Here is a 22,885-nt window from a genome sequence, read left to right on the forward strand (position 1 = left end):
ATCACCTCGATGCCCGCTCATCTGTTTTTCTGAACGTTAGCTTAAATAAATAACTTGAAAGCCCCGAAAATGCAAGTAAAATCAATAACAAAAAAGATCCGGAGGTGTATTATGAAAATAAATGATTTTAAAGATGCAATATCCTGCTGGAAGTTTATACTTTCAGACGTAAAACGAAACGCAGGTCTTCTCAAAGAAATTAGAAGATTTGCAACAGAAAATACTGCGCCTGTTGAAATCGTTTTTGGTACATCAGGCTGGAGGGGTGAAACGGGCACCGATTTTACCTTTCATAACGTGCGCATAGTAACTACTGCGATTCTGGAAATGTTCAAGGCTGGCGGGCAGGAGGTGATGGAATCACTTGGAGTAAAGAATTTTGATGAGGTTAAAAGGCGGGGTGTGATTGTAGGCCATGACAACCGGTTTTTAGGGCCTGAATTCGCAACAGCCGTAATGGGATTGCTTGCGAGAGAAGGAATAAAGGTCTACTATGCAGGTGAGGCCACTACTCCGGAATTTTCCGCTGCCATTGATATGTTACATGCCGCCTGTTCTATAAACCTTACCCCTTCGCACAATCCGGCGAATTATTCAGGATTTAAATTTAATCCATCTGATGGAGGGCCCGCCGGTTCAGAGATAACAAAGGTTATCGAAAAAAATGCAAACAGGATGATGGCTGAGAAGACGATGATACAAGAACCAAAGGGAGGGGATTTCCACAAAATTGATACGATAAAACTCTATGAGGGCTTTCTGAAAAAACGTGGCACCCTAGACCTTGAGAGGATAAGGCGTTTTATAAGAGAGGCGGACTGTTTTGTTTGTATCGACCATGTCCATGGCGCTACGAGGAGAAGGCCGAATATACTCCTGGGTGAAAGTCCGAAAATAAGATATTTAAGGGCGGATGATGACTATCTCTTTGGAGGCATACCACCAGAACCTTCAGGAAAGAATATGAAGTTGGTTATGGAGGTATTAGGAGAGAAAGAAAACAGATTTAAGTTGGGCGCCATAATGGATCCGGATGGTGACAGGATACGATTCACGGATGGGGAAACAGACATTACTATGAACCACTTTGGAGCCATGGCGTTACATTTTTTGCATACATACAAGCATATTCCGGGTGTCCTGGTAAAGTCTGTAGCCACGAGCAACTTTGGAAATGCTATTGCCGGAAAACTCGGCGTTCCTATAAAAGAGACGGCAGTTGGTTTTAAAAATTTCAGACCCTATATGCTTCAGGACGCAAAAGAGAGGGCTATCGTCTCATATGAGGAAAGCGACGGTATATCAGGCTATAATAATACGCTTGAAAAGGATGCCTTATTCGGGCTTTTGCTTGCAATTGAAATGATGGCAGTTACCGGGAAAAATATTGGTGAGTATCTCTGTGAACTTGAGAAGAAATTTGGGGCTTATTTTCCCGAAAGGGCCGGTGTGGAGGTTGACCGTTCTTTGGCAGGTGCGCCACTTCTTGAGAAGCTTTCGAGACTTCAGACAAAACTGACTGTCGGAAGCAAAATAACGGTTGGCAAAAATAGTAAAAATATCAAAACAATAATAAATAGAGACGGAATAAAGGTTGTATTCGATGATGATTCGTGGTTTTTGATAAGGCCGTCAGGCACTGAGCCGAAGGTAAGATTTTATGTGGAGACACGGTCTTCAGAGGATCTGAGAGATATGATCGGGGCAGCTGAAAGGCTGACGAGAGAAGCACTTGCATAGGGGGGATACATGATACTGCGTCTGCTCCTTCTGCCGATCTATGTTCAACAGATTGCAGATTGTTGCCGTGTCATCTGGTGCATCATGATGAAGAGTACGTTCTCTAAAAATAAGGGTAAGGGAAAATGATTATTCAAGGTGTCCTTGGAATACTGGCTTTGATCACTATAGCCTGGTCCATGAGTGAAAACGAATGGAAGGTTAACTTGTACAATGTCATGGTACGGCTTGCAATACAATTCATACTGGCTGCGGTTATGCTGAAACTTCCCGTGTTCAAAGAGATCTTTCAGGTGATGAGCAAAGTTGCTGTGTCTCTGGAAGAAGCTACGAAGGCGGGGGGCTTCTTCTGTGTTTGGCTATCTTGGCGGAGGTTCACTTCCCTTTGATGAAAAATCACCGGGTTCGAGATTTGTCCTATGAGATAGTCTCTTTGTGGGTTAAGTCCATTATAGCCGGAACCCTTGCTACCTGCATGACCGGCGCAACCGTGGGAATTTTTGCGATTAATGTTTAAGTTTGTGTTGTAAAAATACCGGTTCATTTCGTTATCGGCTAGGAGACTATTCTCACGGATAAGAAGCGTCGTTTCTGCCCTTGAACAGGTTATGGTTCTCAGGTAATGACCTGAATTAATATTTGACATATGGAATATTTTTTTATAATAACCTCTCTTTTGTTTTTCCTGTAAATTTTGGTACATGTTTCTCGCTTGGTGGTTAATTTAAACCAATGATTTCCTTTTAAATAGTTCATGTATTTTATGCGTGATGTAATAACTCATTGATTTTGGAGAGGTTGCCTCTTTTGTTTGTTTTGGTACGATATATGCTCTGCTGTACGTGACAAAAATGGTTAAGGTAACCGTTTGAGTTGACACGCCGGCGATAAACAGGCAGCAGTTCGTATTGATAACAGTATAAACTTTGGTTCATTGGCGGAGGTTAAAGAAGTTGATAAGAAAGAGTTTTTTTGCAGGACTTGTTGTTGTCGGATGCATTATAGCAACTCAGGGGTTTGCCGATGAGGCGCCGAAGGGTGAAAAAGAAAAAAGTGAATTAGCAAAGATTATGGGTGAAATAGACAAACACTATAAGGCCGTTGAACAAATATCTGGTTATTACAAATATACCAGTAATGATTGGAAGGTTATATCCGAGGCGAGTGCAAACATTACCCAACTGACTAAGACAATTATCAGTAAATTTCCTCGTCCTGATGATAAAAAATACCAGGACTTGAACAAGATAATGTTGTCAGAGGCAGAAAAGATGTTAGAAGTTGTAAACCATAAGGACGAGAAAGGGGCACTGGAAGATGCCCAATGGCAAGTAAGACGGTTAAGGCAAACGTGTGCTTTATGCCATAAACATTTAGGAATTCATATTTACCCGCAATTGTATCCTGGTAAAAAAGAGGAATTACAACCTGGACAACAAGAAATACCCGCACCAAAGGAAACGGGCGTTCCAAAAGATTGGTAGAGATTTTCTCCAGGGAGCATCGTTGTTAATACGGCAAGAAATCAGATTTTTACCGTTTCTTGCTTAATCGACCATAAAATTTTTCCTTGACTCATTTTGTCTTCAATGATATATTGCCGGGAATCGGGGTTTTAAAATCAATCTCGCTGTGGTCTCGTCAGATTTTTGGTAGCAGCGACAGAGAAACTGGCTACTACCCGCTATGCCCCTTTTCCCATACGTTTTTTCTGCTTCAAGTACATAAAGAGTCTTGGTTCCTAAAATAATCTTGATCTCCCGGACGTTCTTCCTTATATAAGAAGAAAGAACGGTATGGTTTCGCGCAGTTTGCAAGGTACATGCCGTTGGGAAATGCAAGGGTTGTTGTGTTTTTATATGCCGGGTAGATTGTTTATATTACGACATTTGCACTATGCATTCAATGTTTTTTAGTTATGAAGGGAGGTGAAGTGAAAGTTTGAAGTTTAGGGGCTGGTTGCTAAGTTCGAGGGATGCCGATTAAGGAATAAAAGCCCTTTTATGCTAAGGCGTTTTCTTGTTTATCAGGAGCAGATGTTTTGTTGTAATTCCATAAGTGGTATGTACGTTTATAAAGTTATTTAGAAAAAAGGAAAGTGAGGAGGGGAAAATGAGGCTAAAAAAAGGTATTTTCGCCGGAACGATTACATTATTCATTGCTGCGGTGTCATCAGTGAGTTATGGACAGGCAAGCCAGGGCGAGTTATGTAAAAAAATGTGGGATAACTTTCAGACAATGAGAGCTATGACCGGGCTTTCCGCTGCAGATGATAGTCAATTTGCGAAATTTTCGGCAGCTGCAAAGGCAATTAACGCAGATACTGAGACTTCCAAGGGCAAATTTGCAACCGATAAGAATTATAACGTTTTGAATGACGAGGTTCTCTATCATTCAACCGAGATTGATAAGGCAGCATCAAACAAGGATCTCGAAGAAATTCAGGTGCAGTTCAGAAGGCTAACGATTGCCTGCAGGAATTGTCATAAGATTTATAGATCAGAGCTAAAGCTCGTTCCGTAATAAAATACATTAGACATCCTACATACATTATAAAATAAATGAGGAGGAATTGAATCATGAAATTGTTGCGTTTATCATACATAATACCCACCGTTGTAGGTCTGGGGTTATCTATAACCAGTTCAGCATGGGCATTGACTCATCACACCCCTGGCGATACGACAAAGAGTCCATATACGATTTTCGCTGGTCTTGGTTTTGCTGTACAAGAGAGCTGTTATTTTTGCCACGGAAATGGTGGTAAGGGTACCGCTAAGGGGCACGAGTACGGAGTTCCTGATTTTACCGATCCAGCTTTCCAATCGTCAAAAACAGATGAACAGCTGGTAAAGCACATCAACGCGGGTAAGGGAAAATGCCCTGGTTATCAGGGAAAGATGTCACCTGAAATGATCGAGAAGATGGTAGAAATTGTGAGAAATTTTGGTACAAAATAACCATAGCAGTTATTTTCGCAATCTCAAGATCAAAATAAAGAGTGAAAAATAGAAAAAGGGGGTATATAAAATATACTGTTTTATATACCCCTTTTGCGTTTTTGCGAGGAGTTCAGAGATTTTACAGTATCTCCGCATGGAAAAGCCGCTTTATTTGCTGCAAGGCAAATTGGTGTTCACTTTCGGTAAGCGCAGCAACGCAATCCTGAGGGATAATAATTTTATAGCCTCTCATATAGGCATCTGCTGCAGTATATAAAACACAAATGTTTGTTACTACTCCGGTAATTATGAAATGCGTTATGCCTAATCTTTTGAGCAATTTATCCAGAGAGGTTTTATAAAAGCAGGAGTAGCTTTTTTTTGCCACCACAAAATCTTCTTTCTGTGGTTTCAGTTGTTTGATAACGTCCGCACCTTCGGTTCCTTTTACGGCATGCCTTGGCCATAGCTGAAATTCTGGGTCTTTCTCTTTATGTGTATCGCAGCAGTAAATAATGGGAATATGCTTCTTCCTTGCCTTTTTTATTTCTTTCCTGATGTTACCGATTATCGCTCTTGCGGTGGGAACTTCGAGAGAAGCTCCTTTATTAACAAAATCGTTTAACATATCAGCGATGAGAAGGGCATACTTTTCTTTGCCGGGTTGTTTTGCATTTTCCATATTTTAATCTCTCGTGAGAGATGTATACCGGTTAAAGGGTAAATCTTGCAAAATCCTCTGCAAAAATGACCTCACCATGATAAATATTTTTCAGTTCCCCTGGTAAGCAGGTATTCTTCTTTATGCTGAAATCACAGACTGGATAAAAGTGCGACAATAGTAATCTGTCGCATTGTGATTCCTTCGCAATTTGAGCGCAAAGTCTGGGGGTAAGATGGCCTTCAACCTTTTGGCCATCTGGAAAAGAGCATTCAAGAATCAGGGTATTAACTTTTCTGGCTAAACGCAGGATGCCTTCACAATAATCCGTATCACCTGAGTACGTCAGAGTTTTACCCTCTAAGGATTCTATGCGGAAGCCGATACTATGCATTGAATGTTGTGTGGGCTCTACGATAACCTTCCAATCACAATAGACTATTTCCCCTTTGTCGATTTCTTTTAGATGCAGATCAAAGGTTTTGGGTTTTATCGTTTCTCCAAATACCCATAACAAGCCTTCATGAAATGCCTTTAAACCCGTGGGACCTGTAATAGAAAGAGGCTTGGTTCTTTTCGGCTCATTATATCGCATTGCAAAAAGGAATGAAACAAGGTCCAGCGAGTGGTCTGGGTGGAAATGGGAATAGTAGATGTGGTCAATATCCAAATAGGTAATACCTGCAAGGAATAGTTGCCTTAAAGAGCCGGGGCCGGTGTCAAAAATAAGATGTTTGTCTCTTATCTTTAAGAGGGTACATGGATATGCCCTTTTCTCCGATGGCATGCCTGTGCCAGAACCGATAATCGTTAGTTCCATTTTACAAAATTTACACCGTCCATATCACCAGGTAGCGGAATATCCAGCGAATGTAAGATAGTTGCTGTAACATCGGTAATCGCTAAAGAATGCTGGGTGATATTTTTGTGATTCACATACACAAAAGCATTGTCGTAGGTATGCATACCGCTAAAAACTCCCTTACCCAAGAGCGCTTCCTTATAGATAGCCCCTTTTAAATCGTAGCCATGCTTGGGTTCTATCACCAGGTCAGGCGCTCTGTCGAAATATTTTCCATGATATATTTCTTCCCGTTTGTGGATTTTATCAATTATGGTTGTTTTTGTGACAGGGTCTTTCAACCCAGTAAGTTTGGATATGAGCATGTTCCTCAATTGTTCATAATCATTGCCTGCCTCTACACATCCATGTGGTTCCCGTCCTTTCAGATTGATATAAATTCTTCCGGGGTCAAGACAGTAAGCCCTTGATCCCTCGCCCATATCAGCTAAGGATTTAGGCGGAGTCGTTTTGAAATGTAAAAAACCCTCCTCCTTTAACCAGTGATTAATATATACCTCCTGTTGTAAAGCACAAAATCCGTGGTCAGACAGAAGAATAAGCGTGGTGTCGTTGTCAATATTTTCCATAATTTTGCCGATAGCGGCGTCTATTTTTTTATAATAGTCCAGAAATAAAGGGCTGTATTTGGGGTCGTTTCTTTCCGTAAATTCCCAGAAGAAGTGGTGCAGTCTATCTGTCTCTGTAAATATTCCAATAAAAAGGTCCCAGACTTCATTCTTCATGAAATGGAGAATTGCCCTGGTTCTCTTTTCCAATGTCAGAAATAAATCGTCAAACAACTTGTCCTTTGACTCATGAATGAGTTGTGTTTCAACATCGATTTTGTATCCCATTTCCTTCAAAGCGGGCACAATTGAAGCTGGAAACGATGCCCGACCAAGGTCTATTGCAACGAATCCCGCTATAAGGATACCATTCATTTCTGAGGCAGGGTACGTCGATGGCACGTTAATCACGACAGACCGCTTGTTATAATTGCTGAGGATATCCCAGATCGGTTTACCCTGTATATGTTTTGAATTAGGGTAGTACATATCGTAGGTGTTGGGAATTCTGTCCATGAAGCCAAAAACGCCGTGTTTGGCCGGGTTTTTCCCTGTCATAAATGACGTCCATGCTACTGATGATACTGCAGGGTGTGTGGACTTCATCTCCCGGAGTGAACCCGCGGAGAGTAATTTGGATAAATTTGGGCAGATACCTTGTTGTGTTAATTTATGAACGAGGCTGTAAGGAGTTCCATCCAGGCCAATGACAATCGTTTTTTTCCCCATGCGATTTCTCGTCCTTTATATTTTTATCCCGATTTCTACACCTTCAGCAACGGCTTCAAGCGCTGTACGGCCTGCCACTGCATCACCGGCAGTATAAACCTCAGGAACAAAGGTTTGAATAGATGCTGCAAGGGTACTGTTGGGTTGATGAAGCGTGGGAATAACGATCGTATCAAACCCATCAAGTTTCTGATCTGCTTCTCTTCGGCGGCTGATGACGAGGTAATTGTGCCCAATCTCAGTGACCTTTGCGTTGATATGTAATTGAGCGCCCATTTTTTTCAGACGTTCGCAAACATGATAGCGGGGATGCGCAACCAAACCTAATCCAAGGACACGCCGCATTTCTATAAGGGTAATTTTTTTGCCCCGGGATGCGAGGAAGTCGGCAAGTTCGCAACCCTCCGGGCCCCCGCCAACAATGGCTATGTTATTTCCCATGGTATCAGCAGACAGGAAGGCTTTCGTAACATTCAGTACGCCGTTGTTTTGTGTGCCATTGATTTCAACGGGAACGTTTCTGGCTCCATGCGCAAGAACGACTGCATCGGCCGAAAATTGTTTGATAGATTCAGCAGTTGCTTCTTTGTTGAGCAGAATCGTAGTATTTGTCTTTTTAACCTGGCTTATTAAATAATCGAGAAATTTTCCCAAGGACTCTTTCCTGGGCGCCAGGGATGCATAACGAAAACTTCCGCCAAGCTGTGACTCCTTTTCCCACAAAGTAACATTATGTCCACGGCTGGATAGTAAATGAGCAGCAGAGAGCCCGGCAGGTCCACCCCCAATGATAAGTATTTTCTTTGGTTGTGTGGTTTTTGTTGTGCAGGAAATGCCTTCTTTGCCAATGTAAGGGTTAACCGTGCATACAAGCTTTTTCTCGGAGATACTTTCGATACACCGGTTACAGCTTATGCAGGTTCTTACCTCATCAAGCCGGCCTTCTTTTACCTTGTTGGGGAAGTATGGGTCAGCAATAAGGGTGCGCCCCAATACAATGAGGTCGGCCTTGTTTTCTTGCAGTACGTTTTCGGCCATCGTGGGATTAACAATCCTGCCAACAGCTAATACGGGTATTTTTACAACAGACTTGATCCCTTCTGCAAGATGGATAAAACAGCCTTCTTCTAAATAATAACAGGGTATATTAAAAAAGGCGGATGCGTAGTTGCATGCAGAAACGTGAATGGCGCTGGCGCCAGCCTTTTCAAGTATCCTGGCTATCTCTTTACTTTCCTCCAGTTTGAGTCCAGAATTGGTGTACTCGTCTGCGCTGATACGGCATATTACCGGATAGTCTTCGGGTACATGTTTTCTGATGGTTTCGACAATCTCCCTGGCAAATCGTGAACGGCGGGCTGTGTCTCCCCCGTAATCGTCTGTTCGTATATTCGATTCCGGGGAAAGGAATTGATTCGCCAGATATCCATGCGCCATGTGGATTTCGACACCATCGAATCCTGACTTTATGGCACGGATGGCACCATCGGCGAATTTATTGATTATAGCCTTGATTTCTTCACCCGTTAATTCCTTGGGCATTTCCTTGGTTAAAGGGCTCGGAATGGCAGAAGGGGCTACTGGTTTCAGACCGGTAAAATAGGACAACGCCTCTTTGCCTGCATGGCTTAATTGTATAACAATCTTTCCGCCTACTGTGTGGATGCTGTCCGTTAGTTTTTTTAAACCCGGAATAAATTTGTTATCATGTATGCATAGCATACCGTCATTAACCCTGCCAACGGGATCAATAGCAGTATTTTCCAGGGTAATGTATCCCACTCCTCCCAAAGCACGCTCTCTGTAGTAAGCGATAATCTCCTCTGTTACAAAGCCCTCTTTATCGCATAAATGGGTTTCCATAGGGGACATCACCATACGGTTCTTTACGCTGAGTGAACCTATCTTAAATGGGCTGAAGAGTTTCGGAAAAGCAGTCATTAATTATAAATACCTCCTAACCTGGACAAGCTAAAATAAAAATATTTTAAATTTACGAATTATGATTTGGGATTTGAAATCATAATTCGCGAATCGTGATTTGTAATTTCTCTTCAAAAATGGTAATTAACAACAAATTAGGCATAGACAACACCCTTTAATCGCTTGACTGATCTCGCACGAAATTCCCCTTAATAAAAGGGGACCGAGGGGGGGCTCATGCCGCTGTTAACTTCGAAATTCCTCATCGTCAAATATAAGGTACTGACTTCCATCGTGTACTTATGCCTTTTGAAGCATGACATCCCGTTGTTTTCTTCTTACCGGATTATAAAGTGTGTCCCTCTCGACGGGTTCGCGGCCAGCCTCTTTGATCAGCTTGATGATTTCGCGGACGGATAATGCCTCCGGCGTTTCTGCACCAGCAGCATGGGTTATTTTTTCTTCCTGTACGGTTCCATCAATATCGTCCACGCCGAAGCTGAGAGAAACCTGGGACAGCTTGATTCCCAGCATAATCCAGAATGCCTTTATGTGGTCAAAGTTGTCGAGCATCAACCGGCTTATTGAAATGACCTTTAAATCCAGCATGGCTGTAGTACTGGAACGGTTTGATAGTTCAGTGTTTTTCGGATGGAATGCCAGCGGGATAAAAGACATAAATCCGCCCGTTTCGTCTTGAAGTTCTCTCAACTTTATGAGATGGTTAATCCTGTCCTCATGAGTTTCCACATGACCATAGAGCATTGTTGCATTGCTCCGTAATCCCAGGGTATGGGCCTCACGCATTACCTGTAACCACCCATCGCCGCTGAGTTTTTCCGGACATAATTGCTCCCGAATCTTTGGAGAAAATACCTCCGCGCCACCTCCCGGCAATGAGCCCAGCCCGGCCTCTTTAAGTTCCTTCAACGTTTGATGTACGGAAAGTCTTGCTATCTGAGACAGGTGTTCGATTTCTACTGCGGTAAATGCCTGGATATGTATATCAGGACAGCTTTCGTGAATTTCACGGAGCATCTTTATATAAAAACCGAATGGAATATCCGGATGCAATCCGCCGACGATATGGAGTTCCGTTGCACCTTCTTCAACCGCAGCTACGGCCTTTTCGAGGATTTCCCCCATATCCATCTCGTATGAACCGGATTCTTCTTTGTCCCTGCTAAAGGCGCAGAACTTACAACGATTCTTGCAGATATTGGAGTAGTTGATATGTCGATTGGTAATATAGTATGCCGTATTGCCGTTTTTTTGTTCACGGACGATGTTTGCGATATGACCAATAGGGAGAATATCATTGGACTTGAAAAGCCGCACACCATCCGCAAAGTTTAGTCGTTCACCCTGTTCCGCCTTTTGAAGGATATCGTATATGGATAATGATTTTAATAATTTTTCCATTTTCATGAAAATATCAGAATTTGACGTCAAAATCAAGGAATATGTCCCAGTCAGGATAGCATGCGAATTTTCATTTTTGACAGGATTGAGAGGATGAAAAACGGAAATTCCATTAATTTCATGTTTTATATAGTATATCCTTATTGACAAAATTATCTATTTTATTATACCTTAGTAAGATAGATTTTATAACATCCCTAACATACGACCGCGTACAGGTAGTGTATTCTAGTGTTAGGGGAATTGTATAATTAAAAGATATTGGACCATCAGGAAAAGAGGAGAACGAGATGACACAGGAAAAGAAAGTCAACGGAGTAGATGTCGGCCAGTTGTTTAGTACGATAGAAAATATTAAGAAAAAACCTGAAATTGCGAAGTTCAAATTCCGGGCAACCAATAAATGGGTCGACGGCACACACAATCGTGCAACTATAAAAGATTTTTATGGTGCTGGCAAGGAGGATACTTCCCGGGAGCCTATGGTATTTGAACTGGATGAACCTCCTGTTCTTTTGGGGAAGAATAAGGGCGCTAATCCTGTCGAATATCTTCTTGTTGCCTTGTCTGGTTGTCTGACGACAAGCCTGATTGCTCATGCATCTGCCAAAGGAATCACAGTAAAGGCAGTTGAATCCAGATTAGAGGGTGATTTGGACCTCCGGGGATTTCTTGGAATATCGCAAGACGTGAAAGTCGGCTATGAGAATATCCGCGTGTACTTCAAAATCGATGCGGATATAGCTGAAGTACAGAAGGAGGAACTCATCCGTATGGCTCAGAAATACTCACCGGTATTTAATTCTATAGCAGCTCCGGTGCCTGTCTCTGTTCTACTGGACAAGAGATGAGCGCCACAAAAAAAGGTCATCCGTGAGATTGTCAAGAGTCGGAAACGTGAAGAGAAACTGCTTATATACTCAAGAGACTTACAATTTGTGATTTATAAACTTGATACAGAGTAACCATAATCTGACGGGGTGTTGTTGTAAAACTGCTTAATGCTTTGTACTTGCAAGGGTCAGGCTTGTATTGTCTATCCAAATTTCAAATGGATAATTCATAAACAACGTCGTGGAAGTTCAACACGGACAAACGGAGTTTGTCCGTGCCACCCCATTATCGATGTATAATTCACAATAATTCAAATTTATGGAGAAAAAGATGAAGAGTAAGGTCTATTTTATCAAGGTAGAAAATGGTGAGGATGTTTCTTCCCTTGCACAAAAGACGAATTATCTCTTTGATTTTGCTGGTTTTGCGGATGAAATTCAGAAAAATGACATGGTGGCAGTAAAAACCAGCTTCGGCGAAAAAGGGAATATTGGATATCTCAAGCCACCTGTCGTTAAAGCGGTAGTTGACAAGGTAAAGGATTGTAAAGGAAAACCCTTTTTGATAGAGACGAATACCCTGTATGTGGGTCGTCGCACCAACGCCGTTGATCATCTCTCACATGCCCACGAGCACGGTTTCAGCTACGAAAGCGTTGGAGCCCCCATTATTATTGGGGACGGGCTCTTTGGCGAACATGACGTGCAGGTAGAGATCAACCAGAAACTGTGCAAATATGCTTACGTAGCCGGTGTCGCTAAGGCGGCAAATGCCATTGTCTCAATCGCTCACGTAACAGGGCATCTGGCAACCGGTATGGGAGCTACCCTGAAAAATATTGGGATGGGACTCTCCTCTCGTGGCGGAAAACTGGCACAACACTCCGGCGTAATTCCTCAAATTCTTAAGAAACGGTGCAATACCTGTGGCGCATGTGGCAGATGGTGCCCGGTGGGAGCGATTACGATGGGTGAGCAGTATGCCATTATCGACCCGAAGATATGTATTGGTTGCGGGGAATGTCTGGCCGTTTGTCAGTTTGATGCGGTAAAGATTGCCTGGGATGAGAGCACGGTCAACCTGCAAAAAAAGGTTGCGGAACACTGCCTGGCTATTTTAAAAGGGAAGACAGGTAAGGTGGTCTTTTTCAATTTCCTGACCCATATTACCAAGCACTGCGATTGTATGGATAAGCCTTTTAATCAGGATATGAAAGATATCGGCATCGTTGCGTCCAGAGACCCTGTCGCAATTGAAAAGGCAACAACGGACATTATCAAAGAACGTATTGGAAAAGACTTTTTCAAAGAAGCCTGGCCTAACATTGATTACACGATTCAAATTTCTTACGCACAGGAGATTGGGCTGGGCAGTATGGATTACGATCTGGTACCCTGTGGACAAGAAGACGACATCGTAGTTTAGACTAAATATCTGGTATCAATAACCTTGCATCCCGTATGCTTTGGATGACCACACGAGAGTTTTCTGGGGATTTGGAAGCACGGTATATGGCTAAAGAAGAATCAGAAGGCACGGGATAAGCGCCGCAGCCCGTATTGCCGAAGTAACAGTTCGATATATACGGGCAGAATTGAAGCCTCAGCCCTGTTTTAAAGAGACACCTCCGATATCCCTCTGGATTATCCATGTGAAAGAAGAGCATCCCCCTGCCGGTACGAAGGCAGTAGAATGGTTTTTGCTGACGACAATTGACATAAAATCACAGAATGATGCGCTGAATTGCCTAGAATGGTATCGCCTGCGCTGACGCATAGAAGATTGGCATCGTGTGTTGAAATCCGAATGTGGTGTTAAAGTACTGGCGCATAAAACTGCCGAGCGGCTCAAACGGGCGACAGCAATAAATTCAGTATCAATTTGTGGATAAAGGGTAGGACACTGCCTTGGCATCAAGGGGCATGTTGCAACATGCCCCTTGATACTGCAAATTGCTTACTTTTAAATGTCAGCAGCATTTCTCAGGGCATCTACCATATCGGTCTTTTCCCACGTAAAGGTGTCTTCTGGACGACCGAAATGTCCGTGTCTGGCGGTAATCTTGTATATCGGTCTTCTGAGTTTTAACCGATCAATAATACCCTTTGGGGTCATATCGAAAACCTTTTCACAAATTTGGGTAAGCTTTTCATCGGGGATCTTGCCTGTGCCTTCCGTAGCGATGTGGATGGCAAGGGGCTTTGCCACACCAATAGCATAAGCTACTTGTGCTTCGCACCGTTCTGCCAGGCCGGAAGCTACTACATTTTTTGCGATGTGTCTGGCAGCATAGCAAGCGCTTCTATCAACCTTCGTTGGGTCTTTTCCTGAAAAAGCGCCACCACCGTGACGCCCCCATCCACCATACGTATCCACGATAATCTTTCGCCCTGTCAAGCCGCAGTCCCCCTGGGGACCACCGATCACGAAACGTCCAGTGGGATTTATATGATAAATCGTTTTACCATCCATGAGGTTTACTGGTATCACCTGTTTCGCAATCTTTTCAATCATATCATCTTTTATGGTCTCATATTTTACATCCGGCGCATGTTGGGTAGAAATAACTACGGTATGTACCCTGACAGGCGTATGATCCTGATATTCAATGGTAACCTGAGATTTTGCATCGGGGCGGAGATATTTTAATGTCCCGTTTTGCCTTAGTTCGGCGAGTTTTATAATAATCCTGTGAGCTAGCATAATAGGAAGCGGCATGAGTTCAGGGGTGTCGTTACAAGCATAGCCAAACATCATTCCCTGATCACCAGCCCCGTGCTCCTTATAGAGGCCTTCGCCACTCACCCCTTGTGAGATATCTGGTGATTGTTTGCCTATGCTGGTAAGAACCGCACAGGTATTATAATCGAATCCCATTGAAGCATCATTGTAACCGATTTCTTTTATGGTATTTCTTACAATATCGGGAATGTTTGCATTGGCCTTTGTGGTAAATTCTCCCGCTACAAAGGCAACACCTGTCGTCACCAATGTTTCACACGCTACCCTGCTCATCGGGTCTTGCTCAAGCATTGCATCCAGCACCGCGTCAGATATCTGGTCAGCGACCTTATCTGGGTGTCCCATGGATACTGATTCTGAGGTAAATACATGCCTTCCCTTCTTCATACTGATACTGTCCTCTCCTTCAATAAAATTTTCCTTAACACTTTTAAATTACGATCGGTAGCACCCCGTTGTTTTATTACAACCGATTGTGCCCTCTTACCTATTTCCTGTGCTTCGTCCGGATGCTCCAATAAATACATCATTTCTTTTAATAGTGACGGTTCATCCTGAACAACCTTTATGGCATCAGCTTCTCTTAATAACTGAACCGCCTCAAGAAAATTAAACGTATGCGGACCAACAATAACTGGCTTGGCAAGTCCTGCTGGTTCCATCATGTTTTGTCCACCAAGCGGCACAAGACTTTTCCCGACAAAAACACAATCGGCAATGCTATATGTTGCAAGTAATTCCCCGACGGTATCAACAAGAATAACTGTTTCATATCTAGATTCGCCTATTTTATTTCCTTTGTCGAGTGCGGTCTTCTTTATCCATCTAAGCCCCATGGACTCGATAAGCTTGCCTATAGTGTCGGCCCGTTCGATATGTCGTGGAACCAAAATCAGTCTTAGTTTTTTAATTTTTGTGCAAAGGTGTTTAAAGATTTTTAAAATAACGCGCTCTTCCCCCCCATGAGTACTGCCACAAACAACGACCTTATCGTCTTTGTCAATTTCCAAAAGGCACATTAACCGTTTTTTCGTGTCTTCCGGGACGTCAGTTACCATATTATCAAATTTCATATTGCCTGTAATAAGGATTTGTATCTCGGATATGCCTAAATTCATAAGACGAGTTGCATCGGCCTCGGTCCTTGCACAAAAGGCATTGTCCCTCGTGGCTAAACTTTCAAAGAATCCCTTTGATAGTTTCCTGACCATACGATACCATTTGAACGATTTTTCTGATATTCTGGCATTCAGTAAAACAACTGGAATATGCCTTTTTGCCGTTGCTATTAAAAAATTAGGCCATATTTCCAATTCGATCAATATCACGCAAATGGGTTGTATGGTACTCAGTACCTTCTCAGTCACCCAACTCAAATCGAGAGGGAAATAAAAAGTCTTTTTGTCATGAAAGCATTGTTTCGCAACAGACAAACCCGTATTGGTATTGGTAGTGACAACGATATCTAAATAATTAAACTCTTTTTCGATAGATTTTACAAGTGCTTTTGCTGTTAAAACCTCTCCAACGGAAGCGCAATGAATCCATACGCATGGTTTTTTTCTTTCCCTCGTTTCAATCCACCCCAAACGTTGAGGCAAACCGGAACGATAGCGCTTGCTGGTTATGAATTTCAAAAAAAATAAGGCGAGCCAAAAGTGAGCGCTGTTATATAAACGGCATCAAAGATTGTCGACATGCAGGGTTGGATGGATTTTTAGGTTATTCATGTGACTTTCGCAAGTATTATTCAGAGAGTAAAAAACTCAAATCAACTTACCCTGCCACAACACTGCTTGAACTTTTTGCCACTACCGCATGGGCAAGGTTGATTTCTGCCTACCTTAATCCCGACTTTGATAGGCTCAATCTTTCGCTCGGTTTGTTCTTCTGAGTTCGCATTTGTACCCTGAATGGCAGCAGCAACTGGCGATTCCTGAATCGTTTCCAATCCCGAGACTTCCTGGTGAACATAGTGGTCTGGGTGCCATATATCTTTTCTCTCCGCCTCTTTGCCTAATTGCAATTTGAATATAAGGTCGGTTACTTCGTCTCGAATCGATAAATTCATGCTTTCAAACATAGACAGTGCTTCTCTTTTATATTCTATTCTTGGATCCACCTGTGCATAGCCGCGGAGGCCAATGCCTGACCTCAGATGGTCCATGGCATAGAGGTGATCTTTCCATTTTGTGTCGATTTTTTCCAGCAGGAGTATCTGGGCAATTTTTTCCATTTCGTCTTTGCCAATGGCGTTTTCCTTTGCTTCGTATGCCTCTTCAGCTTTCTTTATCAAAAAAACTTCCACATTCTGACGCGTCTTTTCCTCAACCTCGTTGAGATCAATAGACAAGCCGAATTTTTGCCTGAACCAATCTGCAATATCAAAGGGTTCTTCCTCATCTCTTCCGCTCTTTGTGCCAAAAGCAAAAGCTGTTACCTCCTTAATACCATCCTCCATCATTTGGAAAATATAATCGCGGATATTCTTGCCTTCAAGCACATCCTGCCGCAGAGAATAAATCATTTTTCTCTGCTGGTCCATTACTTCGTCATATTCGAGCAGGTGTTTCCGTATTTCAAAATTGTGCTCCTCGACCTTTTTCTGTGCCCTCTCAATGGACTTTGAGACCATTGAGTGCTCAATCGCCATACCCTCTTCCATCCCAAAGGTCTTCAAGAGTGAACTAACGCGCTCAGAGGCGAAAATACGCATCAGATCGTCTTGAAGCGATACATAGAAGCGGGATGAACCGGGGTCCCCCTGACGGCCGGCACGTCCACGAAGCTGGTTGTCAATGCGCCGAGCCTCATGCCTTTCGGTGCCTACGATATGAAGGCCTCCAAGAGATGCAACACCCTCACCTAAAACAATGTCTGTACCCCTTCCGGCCATATTCGTTGCAATTGTCACATTCCCACGCTGCCCGGCTTTTGCAACGATATGTGCCTCCCTTTCGTGTTGCTTGGCATTTAACACCTCATGTTCAATGCCTTCTCTCATGAGTTTCTCACTCAGCAATTCTGATTTTTCAATGGAAACTGTTCCGACCAGTGTTGGCCTGCCTGTTTTATGTACCTCTGCAATCTCTTTAATGATGGCATCAAACTTTTCCTTTTCAGTCCGATAAACCCGATCCGGGAAATTTGTACGACTCATAGGTTTGTTTGTGGGAATAGCAACAACTTCCAGTTTGTAGATCTTGTCGAATTCTGCAGCCTCAGTCATTGCCGTTCCTGTCATCCCGGCAAGTTTTTTATACAATCGAAAAAAATTCTGAAGGGTAATCGTAGCCAGTGTCTGGTTTTCTTCCTTGATGCGTTGATGCTCCTTTGCCTGTACTGCCTGATGAAGTCCATCGCTCCATACACGACCTTCCATTAAGCGCCCGGTAAATTCATCTACAATGACTACCTCACCGCTTTTGACAATATAATCCCGATCGTTTTTGAACAGGTGGTGGGCCCTAAGCGCCTGCTCTATGTAGTGAGGCCACTCCATATTCCTGTCGGTGTAAATACTGTCAACATTCAGGAGTTTCTCTACTTCTTCAATACCCTCCTCGGTAAGATGAGCCATACGCTCTTTTTCTTTTATTTCAAAGTGTTTCCCGGCTTTTAAACGTCTGGCAACTTTATCTGCTATATAATATTTTTCTGTAGACTCTTCTGCAGGGCCAGAGATAATTAAGGGGGTACGCGCCTCATCGATCAATATACTATCAACTTCATCGACAATGGCATAATTCAGACCGCGGCTAATCTGCACCTGTTCTTCCGTCCTGACCCTCATGTTATCACGGAGATAATCAAAACCAAATTCGTTGTTTGTTCCATAGGTAATATCGCATAAATAAGCGGCTTTCTTTTCTTCGTATGGCTGATTTGACTGAATGGCACCAGTTTTTAGCCCTAAAAATTCGTATAAGGGGCTCATCCAATCCCTGTCGCGTTTTGCCAGATAATCATTGACGGTAACAATGTGGACGCCTTTTCCTGAGAGTGCATTCAGGTACGCGGGAAGGGTAGCAACCAGTGTCTTGCCTTCACCAGTTGCCATTTCGGCAATCTTTCCCCCATGCAAAACAATACCACCAATAAGCTGAACGTCAAAGTGTCGCATAGTGCGATTGGGACTGTCAGGGTTGGGAGCAATAAGAACCCTCCGGCTCGCTTCCCTCACAGTGGCGAATGCTTCTGGCAGGAGATTGTCTGTGGTTTCCCCCTTGGATAATCTTTCTTTAAACGCATCCGTTTTCTGTCGGAGTTCAGCATCTGTTAATGACATCATCTTGGGTTCGAGAGAATTGATCTGTTCTATAATAGGTTTTATCTTCTTAAGTATCCTCTCATTTGATGTTCCAAATATTTTCGTTAGAAAACTCATAGGTAATTATGCCTTTTGTATTTTTTTAATAATTTACATAAAACAAAGTGATACGTTTCATTGTACACTTGAATGATACATACAATTGCCCCGCGGGCTTTTTCAGTGGCTCCAGCGAAAAATTCAAAGTTGAAGAATCCGCAATTATGTAACTATTGTAAGCAAATATAGATATATATGTCAAGGTAATGTTTGGGAATAACAATGAAAAAGAAGGCTGTTGATCCCTTTTGTGTTCAACAGCCTTCTTTAAACGATAGCTTCTGTTTACAGAGTAAAAACTGGCTTAATCCAGGTTGAAAATGTTTCGATTGGTCTATCGAACTCTTTCCGGGAAACCCGAAATCTTTTGGTATCCGGAGAAGGTGTTCCTTGTTTTGTCTGAGTAGACAAGAAATTAGAAAAGTCCCTTTACTTTTCCTGTGTTTACGTCAACATCCACACGTCGGAATGCGGGATCGGAACTTGTTCCCGGCATGAGTTTAATATCTCCTGCCATTGGTACGACAAACCCAGCACCTTTAAAGGTCAATATGTCACGCACGCGGAGTCTCCAGTTTTTCGGAGCGCCTTTTAATTGCGGGTTATCCGTGACAGACAGGTGTGTTTTCACCATGCAAGTCCCCATTTTTGAGATATCAGGGTCGTTGTCCAATGCCTTGATTTTTGTCAATGCCTCCTGGGTAAAATCAACCCCGTCGGCGCCATAAACTTCCTTTGCAATCATTTCAATACGCGTCTTTAAAGGGGTACTTAATTCATAGAGAAACTTGAAATTAGTGGGATGATTGCATGCATCAATCACGGCATCGGCTAGTTCCAGGGCGCCCTCTCCGCCTTTCAGCCAGTGATAAGACACGGCTACGCGGGCTCCGGCCGCATCTGCTATTTTGCGAATTACATTAATTTCAGCTTTTGTGTCTGTATGGAAATGATTGATACAAACTACAGGGTTGATTCCTGCTTTCCTTACCGTTTCGATGTGGTGGACAAGATTTTCTGTACCTTTTTCCACCCATGCAACATTTTCTTCTTTATAGCACGAGTCAAGAGGACGTCCGGGTACGGGGATGGGAGCGCCGCCATGACATTTCATACCACGGACAGTGGTGACAATTACTGCCGCATTTGGGCTATGCCCGGAGTAACGGCATTTTAAGTTCCAGAATTTTTCGAACCCAATATCTGCCCCAAATCCCGATTCGGTTACCACATAATCACCCAATTTTAAGGCGATCCTGTCTGCGATAATCGAGGATTGGCCGATGGCAATGTTGGCGAAAGGACCAGCATGAACGAATACCGGCTGCCCTTCGATGGTCTGCATGAGGTTCGGATTGATGGCTTCCACCATCCATGCGGTCATGGCGCCGGCCACTTCAAGATCGCTCGTCGTTACCGGTTTGCCTTTTTTGTCGTAAGCGACAACCATCTTGCCGATTCTTTCTCTCATGTCTTTTAAATCTTTGGAGACGGAAAGAATTGCCATAAGCTCAGAGGACACTGCTATAGCAAAGCCAGACTCCATCATGAAGCCATCCATCCTGCCGCCAATACCGATGATAATTTTTCTCAATGCCTGAGCACAAAAGTCAATGATCCACTTAATTTCAATCCTGTCGGTGTCGATGTCAATCCGTTTTAAATTACTTTTTTTTAGCCTCTCATCGTCATAGTTGAATTCATGTTGTATTCTGGATGTAAGAGCGACCATGGCAAGGTTATGGGCATTTATAATGGCATTGATATCTCCTGTTAATCCAAGAGAAAACGGGGTTAGGGGGATACACTGGGAAAGTCCGCCACCAGCAGCAGAACCCTTTATATTCATTGTAGGTCCACCTGATGGCTGGCGAATTGTCCCGATTACATCTTTTTCTCTCTTCCCCAAACCCTGCACCAGTCCGATGGTCGTAGTAGATTTTCCCTCACCAAGCGGAGTTGGGGTGATAGCGGTAACATCAATAAATTTTCCATCGAGTTTATTTCCGACACGGTTCAGCACCTTATTGAAATCAATTTTTGCTACATGGTGTCCATGTGGAAGTAATTCCTCTTTCATGAGACCTAACCCATCAGCTAATTGATACACTGTTTTCATTCGGGCTTCAGCATCTTCTGCTATTTCCCAATCTGCATGCTTGGTGGGATCCAGCGCCATAGTGTTCCTCCTTTAATAGGTTATTTTAAATAAAATTCAAATGCACTACAAACGAATGACTGCTTGGCCTGGAACAGGTAAAGGATATGGTCTGTTCCTGGATATCAGAATTGGTCAATTATACTGAGAAAATTTTTAAGGTCAAGAAAAATGATTTGTGGATTGTCTGGATTTTTTCGATTTATTTTGGGATTTTTATTGACAAGGATTTTTATAAATATACAATGCAGCGTGTCATAAGGCGTCTTTAACTAAATTAACTGTCTCATATCGTCCACTTTATCGTTAAATCTTTGACAGTGGAAAAGGATGTAAATGCCATTTTCCCATCAGGGTGTCTTTGAAATACAGGGCCTATAATTTTTTTTGTCAAAAGTTGATTTGAAATTGGTGGTATTGTAAGTAGTTGTTGTTCTTGCGTTTATTTCTTTGCGTGTTGTGTTGTAATCATAATTCAGTATTGATAAAAATTTTATTCGTACCGTATATATAAGGTGGTGGTATATTTTTTGCTTAATTTTATTGTGAGGTGGGAGAAAGGGGGGTAGATTTCAGAATTATATAAATATGTATGTTAAGTAAAGCAGATCTAGTTGATTGTTTATTTTTATTTTTTTGACCTTGGAAAATCTGAAACAGGTAACTTAAAACACTAGATCCTTAGAAAGGAAAGGGGGAAGTTTTAAATGAAGAATGTAAAAAATTGGGGATTGGCTGGCATATTGTGCTGTGCGCTGACAGGTTTCGCTTCATCGACTTTTGCGGAAGAAGTGGCGCCTTTAGCGATGGCTTCCTCGGAAGAGGGCAAGTTAGCCAGCTTTTTCAAAGGCGTAGAAATAAGTGGTTTTATTGATACGTATTATAGTTATAATTTCTCAAAACCGGATGATCAGCGGGGTTCTGCCGGTGGTTTTGCCCGCGACGGGGCACAGGGGGACTGGATAGATGTCAGGGCATTCGATAGAGAAAACAATTCCTTTACCCTGGACAATATTGAAATCTCCGTTTTCAAGCCATCCACAGAAAAAGACCCCATCGGCTTTGGGTTTACCACAAATTATGGTGAAATTGCACAAAGGTTGACATTCCTACCGAGCGATGGCAGGGTTGATGACGATGATTTTACTGTAAGTCAGGGTTTTGTGACGTACAAGGCGCCTGTGGGAAAGGGCATTGATTTTAAATTCGGTAAATTCGCCACCTGGATCGGGGCAGAACTCTGGGAAAGCGTTGATAACCCAAACTTTTCCCGTTCACTCCTGTATCAGAATGCAATCCCGTTTACCAATACGGGCTTGGCCGTAAGCTATCCTGTATTGGATAGCTTAACCGTGACAGGTTATCTTGTGAATGGCTGGGATACCTTTGTCGACAATAATGATAGCAAAACCTTCGGGTATCAGTTCAACTGGAAAATAAGTGATAATACAAACTTTATCGTTAATGGTAGCCACGGAGCCGAACAAGATGAAGACATTGCGCCAGACGCCGATGGAAATATAAGGCATTTCTGGGATTTGATTCTGGCATTAAAACCTTTTGAAAAGACGGCTTTTAACCTTAATTTTGATTTTGGTACAGAAGAAGGTGCCGCAGGGTCGGCTGGCGGTTTCTTGCCAGGAGAAGGCAATGGTAAATGGTGGGGTTTCTCTGGTATTATTAATCAGGATATTACCGACTACTTTGGCTTAGCGCTAAGAGGTGAGTATTTTGATGACCATGATGGAGCCAGGATAGGAGTTGCTGCTCTTCATCTCTGGGAAGTTACCGTTACAGCCAACTTTAAGATCAGGGAGAATTTACTTGTCAGGCCCGAAGTTCGTTATGACGAAGCCAGCGAAGATATATTTAACGGTCATAACGATGAGCTTACAACCGCAATTGATCTTGCCTATTTGTTCTAATAAATTTTTTATTTAGACCAGAAATGCATT

Annotated in this window: 17 protein-coding genes; 8 read left to right on the forward strand and 9 right to left on the reverse strand. The window is 42.8% G+C overall.

The features are described 5' to 3' along the window. Window positions 1-111: 111 nt before the first annotated feature. The 5 genes from BROSI_RS14195 to BROSI_RS14215 all read left to right on the forward strand — a co-directional run bounded on the left by BROSI_RS14195 (window position 112) and on the right by BROSI_RS14215 (window position 4,700). On the forward strand, window positions 112-1,740 hold the full coding sequence (locus tag BROSI_RS14195) for a phosphohexomutase domain-containing protein (RefSeq protein ID WP_052564454.1): 1,629 nt from the start codon (window positions 112-114) through the stop codon (window positions 1,738-1,740). A 125-nt stretch (window positions 1,741-1,865) separates the two neighbouring features. Beyond that, on the forward strand, window positions 1,866-2,129 hold the full coding sequence (locus BROSI_RS14200; protein ID WP_052564455.1) for a Na+ dependent nucleoside transporter N-terminal domain-containing protein: 264 nt from the start codon (window positions 1,866-1,868) through the stop codon (window positions 2,127-2,129). Between the two features lie 564 nt (window positions 2,130-2,693). Continuing rightward, complete coding sequence (locus BROSI_RS14205) at window positions 2,694-3,224, forward strand: hypothetical protein (RefSeq protein ID WP_052564456.1); 531 nt, start codon at window positions 2,694-2,696, stop codon at window positions 3,222-3,224. A 628-nt stretch (window positions 3,225-3,852) separates the two neighbouring features. Next, complete coding sequence (locus tag BROSI_RS14210) at window positions 3,853-4,263, forward strand: cytochrome c (protein WP_157842548.1); 411 nt, start codon at window positions 3,853-3,855, stop codon at window positions 4,261-4,263. A 56-nt stretch (window positions 4,264-4,319) separates the two neighbouring features. Continuing rightward, window positions 4,320-4,700, forward strand: a complete 381-nt coding sequence (locus tag BROSI_RS14215) for a c-type cytochrome (protein WP_052564458.1) — start codon at window positions 4,320-4,322, stop codon at window positions 4,698-4,700. 121 nt (window positions 4,701-4,821) lie between these two features. Here the strand turns inward: BROSI_RS14215 and BROSI_RS14220 are convergent, their stop codons facing one another. The 5 genes from BROSI_RS14220 to mqnE all read right to left on the reverse strand — a co-directional run bounded on the left by BROSI_RS14220 (window position 4,822) and on the right by mqnE (window position 10,833). Continuing rightward, the gene (locus BROSI_RS14220; RefSeq protein ID WP_052564459.1) at window positions 4,822-5,364 is read right to left on the reverse strand and encodes a cysteine hydrolase family protein; all 543 of its coding nucleotides are present in this window, start codon (window positions 5,362-5,364) and stop codon (window positions 4,822-4,824) included. A gap of 31 nt (window positions 5,365-5,395) precedes the next feature. Continuing rightward, entirely contained in the window at window positions 5,396-6,163 is a 768-nt protein-coding gene (locus tag BROSI_RS14225) for an MBL fold metallo-hydrolase (RefSeq protein ID WP_052564460.1), read from the reverse strand. Further along, complete coding sequence (locus tag BROSI_RS14230) at window positions 6,154-7,482, reverse strand: alkaline phosphatase family protein (RefSeq protein WP_052564461.1); 1,329 nt, start codon at window positions 7,480-7,482, stop codon at window positions 6,154-6,156. Before BROSI_RS14230 ends, BROSI_RS14225 begins: the two co-directional genes overlap by 10 nt. A gap of 15 nt (window positions 7,483-7,497) precedes the next feature. Beyond that, window positions 7,498-9,423, reverse strand: coding sequence for an FAD-dependent oxidoreductase (locus BROSI_RS14235; protein ID WP_052564462.1), 1,926 nt, complete (start codon window positions 9,421-9,423; stop codon window positions 7,498-7,500). Window positions 9,424-9,705: 282 nt separating this feature from the next. Then, window positions 9,706-10,833: an aminofutalosine synthase MqnE gene (gene mqnE / locus BROSI_RS14240; RefSeq protein WP_200891755.1), complete on the reverse strand. Its 1,128-nt coding sequence runs from the start codon at window positions 10,831-10,833 to the stop codon at window positions 9,706-9,708. A gap of 284 nt (window positions 10,834-11,117) precedes the next feature. On the opposite strand from mqnE, the gene BROSI_RS14245 reads away from it, so the two are divergent. Then, the gene (locus tag BROSI_RS14245; RefSeq protein WP_052564463.1) at window positions 11,118-11,678 is read left to right on the forward strand and encodes an OsmC family protein; all 561 of its coding nucleotides are present in this window, start codon (window positions 11,118-11,120) and stop codon (window positions 11,676-11,678) included. 313 nt (window positions 11,679-11,991) lie between these two features. Next, the gene (locus BROSI_RS14250; RefSeq protein ID WP_052564464.1) at window positions 11,992-13,086 is read left to right on the forward strand and encodes a DUF362 domain-containing protein; all 1,095 of its coding nucleotides are present in this window, start codon (window positions 11,992-11,994) and stop codon (window positions 13,084-13,086) included. Between the two features lie 537 nt (window positions 13,087-13,623). On the opposite strand, the gene metK is transcribed toward BROSI_RS14250, so the two are convergent. From metK to BROSI_RS14275, 4 genes are all read right to left on the reverse strand, one after another. Further along, entirely contained in the window at window positions 13,624-14,790 is a 1,167-nt protein-coding gene (metK, locus tag BROSI_RS14260; protein ID WP_052564466.1) for a methionine adenosyltransferase, read from the reverse strand. Then, entirely contained in the window at window positions 14,787-16,040 is a 1,254-nt protein-coding gene (locus BROSI_RS14265; RefSeq protein ID WP_082059222.1) for a 3-deoxy-D-manno-octulosonic acid transferase, read from the reverse strand. The genes metK and BROSI_RS14265 overlap by 4 nt, the downstream gene beginning before the upstream one ends. Window positions 16,041-16,174: 134 nt before the next feature. Then, window positions 16,175-18,790: a preprotein translocase subunit SecA gene (gene secA / locus BROSI_RS14270; protein WP_052564468.1), complete on the reverse strand. Its 2,616-nt coding sequence runs from the start codon at window positions 18,788-18,790 to the stop codon at window positions 16,175-16,177. 397 nt (window positions 18,791-19,187) lie between these two features. Further along, complete coding sequence (locus BROSI_RS14275; RefSeq protein WP_052564469.1) at window positions 19,188-20,951, reverse strand: formate--tetrahydrofolate ligase; 1,764 nt, start codon at window positions 20,949-20,951, stop codon at window positions 19,188-19,190. A gap of 686 nt (window positions 20,952-21,637) precedes the next feature. On the opposite strand from BROSI_RS14275, the gene BROSI_RS14280 reads away from it, so the two are divergent. Continuing rightward, window positions 21,638-22,855: a porin gene (locus BROSI_RS14280; protein WP_052564470.1), complete on the forward strand. Its 1,218-nt coding sequence runs from the start codon at window positions 21,638-21,640 to the stop codon at window positions 22,853-22,855. Window positions 22,856-22,885 lie beyond the last annotated feature (30 nt).

The organism is Candidatus Brocadia sinica JPN1 (assembly GCF_000949635.1).
In the GTDB taxonomy this organism is placed as follows: domain Bacteria; phylum Planctomycetota; class Brocadiia; order Brocadiales; family Brocadiaceae; genus Brocadia; species Brocadia sinica.

Bases quoted from the DNA above. Each gene is read 5' to 3' on its own strand.
- BROSI_RS14195 (WP_052564454.1), top strand. From the start codon at position 112: ATGAAAATAAATGATTTTAAAGATGCAATATCCTGCTGGAAGTTTATA.
- BROSI_RS14200 (WP_052564455.1), top strand. From the start codon at position 1,866: ATGATTATTCAAGGTGTCCTTGGAATACTGGCTTTGATCACTATAGCC.
- BROSI_RS14210 (WP_157842548.1), top strand. From the start codon at position 3,853: ATGAGGCTAAAAAAAGGTATTTTCGCCGGAACGATTACATTATTCATT.
- BROSI_RS14215 (WP_052564458.1), top strand. From the start codon at position 4,320: ATGAAATTGTTGCGTTTATCATACATAATACCCACCGTTGTAGGTCTG.
- BROSI_RS14220 (WP_052564459.1), bottom strand. From the start codon at position 5,364: ATGGAAAATGCAAAACAACCCGGCAAAGAAAAGTATGCCCTTCTCATC.
- BROSI_RS14225 (WP_052564460.1), bottom strand. From the start codon at position 6,163: ATGGAACTAACGATTATCGGTTCTGGCACAGGCATGCCATCGGAGAAA.
- BROSI_RS14230 (WP_052564461.1), bottom strand. From the start codon at position 7,482: ATGGGGAAAAAAACGATTGTCATTGGCCTGGATGGAACTCCTTACAGC.
- BROSI_RS14235 (WP_052564462.1), bottom strand. From the start codon at position 9,423: ATGACTGCTTTTCCGAAACTCTTCAGCCCATTTAAGATAGGTTCACTC.
- mqnE (WP_200891755.1), bottom strand. From the start codon at position 10,833: ATGAAAATGGAAAAATTATTAAAATCATTATCCATATACGATATCCTT.
- BROSI_RS14245 (WP_052564463.1), top strand. From the start codon at position 11,118: ATGACACAGGAAAAGAAAGTCAACGGAGTAGATGTCGGCCAGTTGTTT.
- BROSI_RS14250 (WP_052564464.1), top strand. From the start codon at position 11,992: ATGAAGAGTAAGGTCTATTTTATCAAGGTAGAAAATGGTGAGGATGTT.
- metK (WP_052564466.1), bottom strand. From the start codon at position 14,790: ATGAAGAAGGGAAGGCATGTATTTACCTCAGAATCAGTATCCATGGGA.
- secA (WP_052564468.1), bottom strand. From the start codon at position 18,790: ATGAGTTTTCTAACGAAAATATTTGGAACATCAAATGAGAGGATACTT.
- BROSI_RS14275 (WP_052564469.1), bottom strand. From the start codon at position 20,951: ATGGCGCTGGATCCCACCAAGCATGCAGATTGGGAAATAGCAGAAGAT.
- BROSI_RS14280 (WP_052564470.1), top strand. From the start codon at position 21,638: ATGAAGAATGTAAAAAATTGGGGATTGGCTGGCATATTGTGCTGTGCG.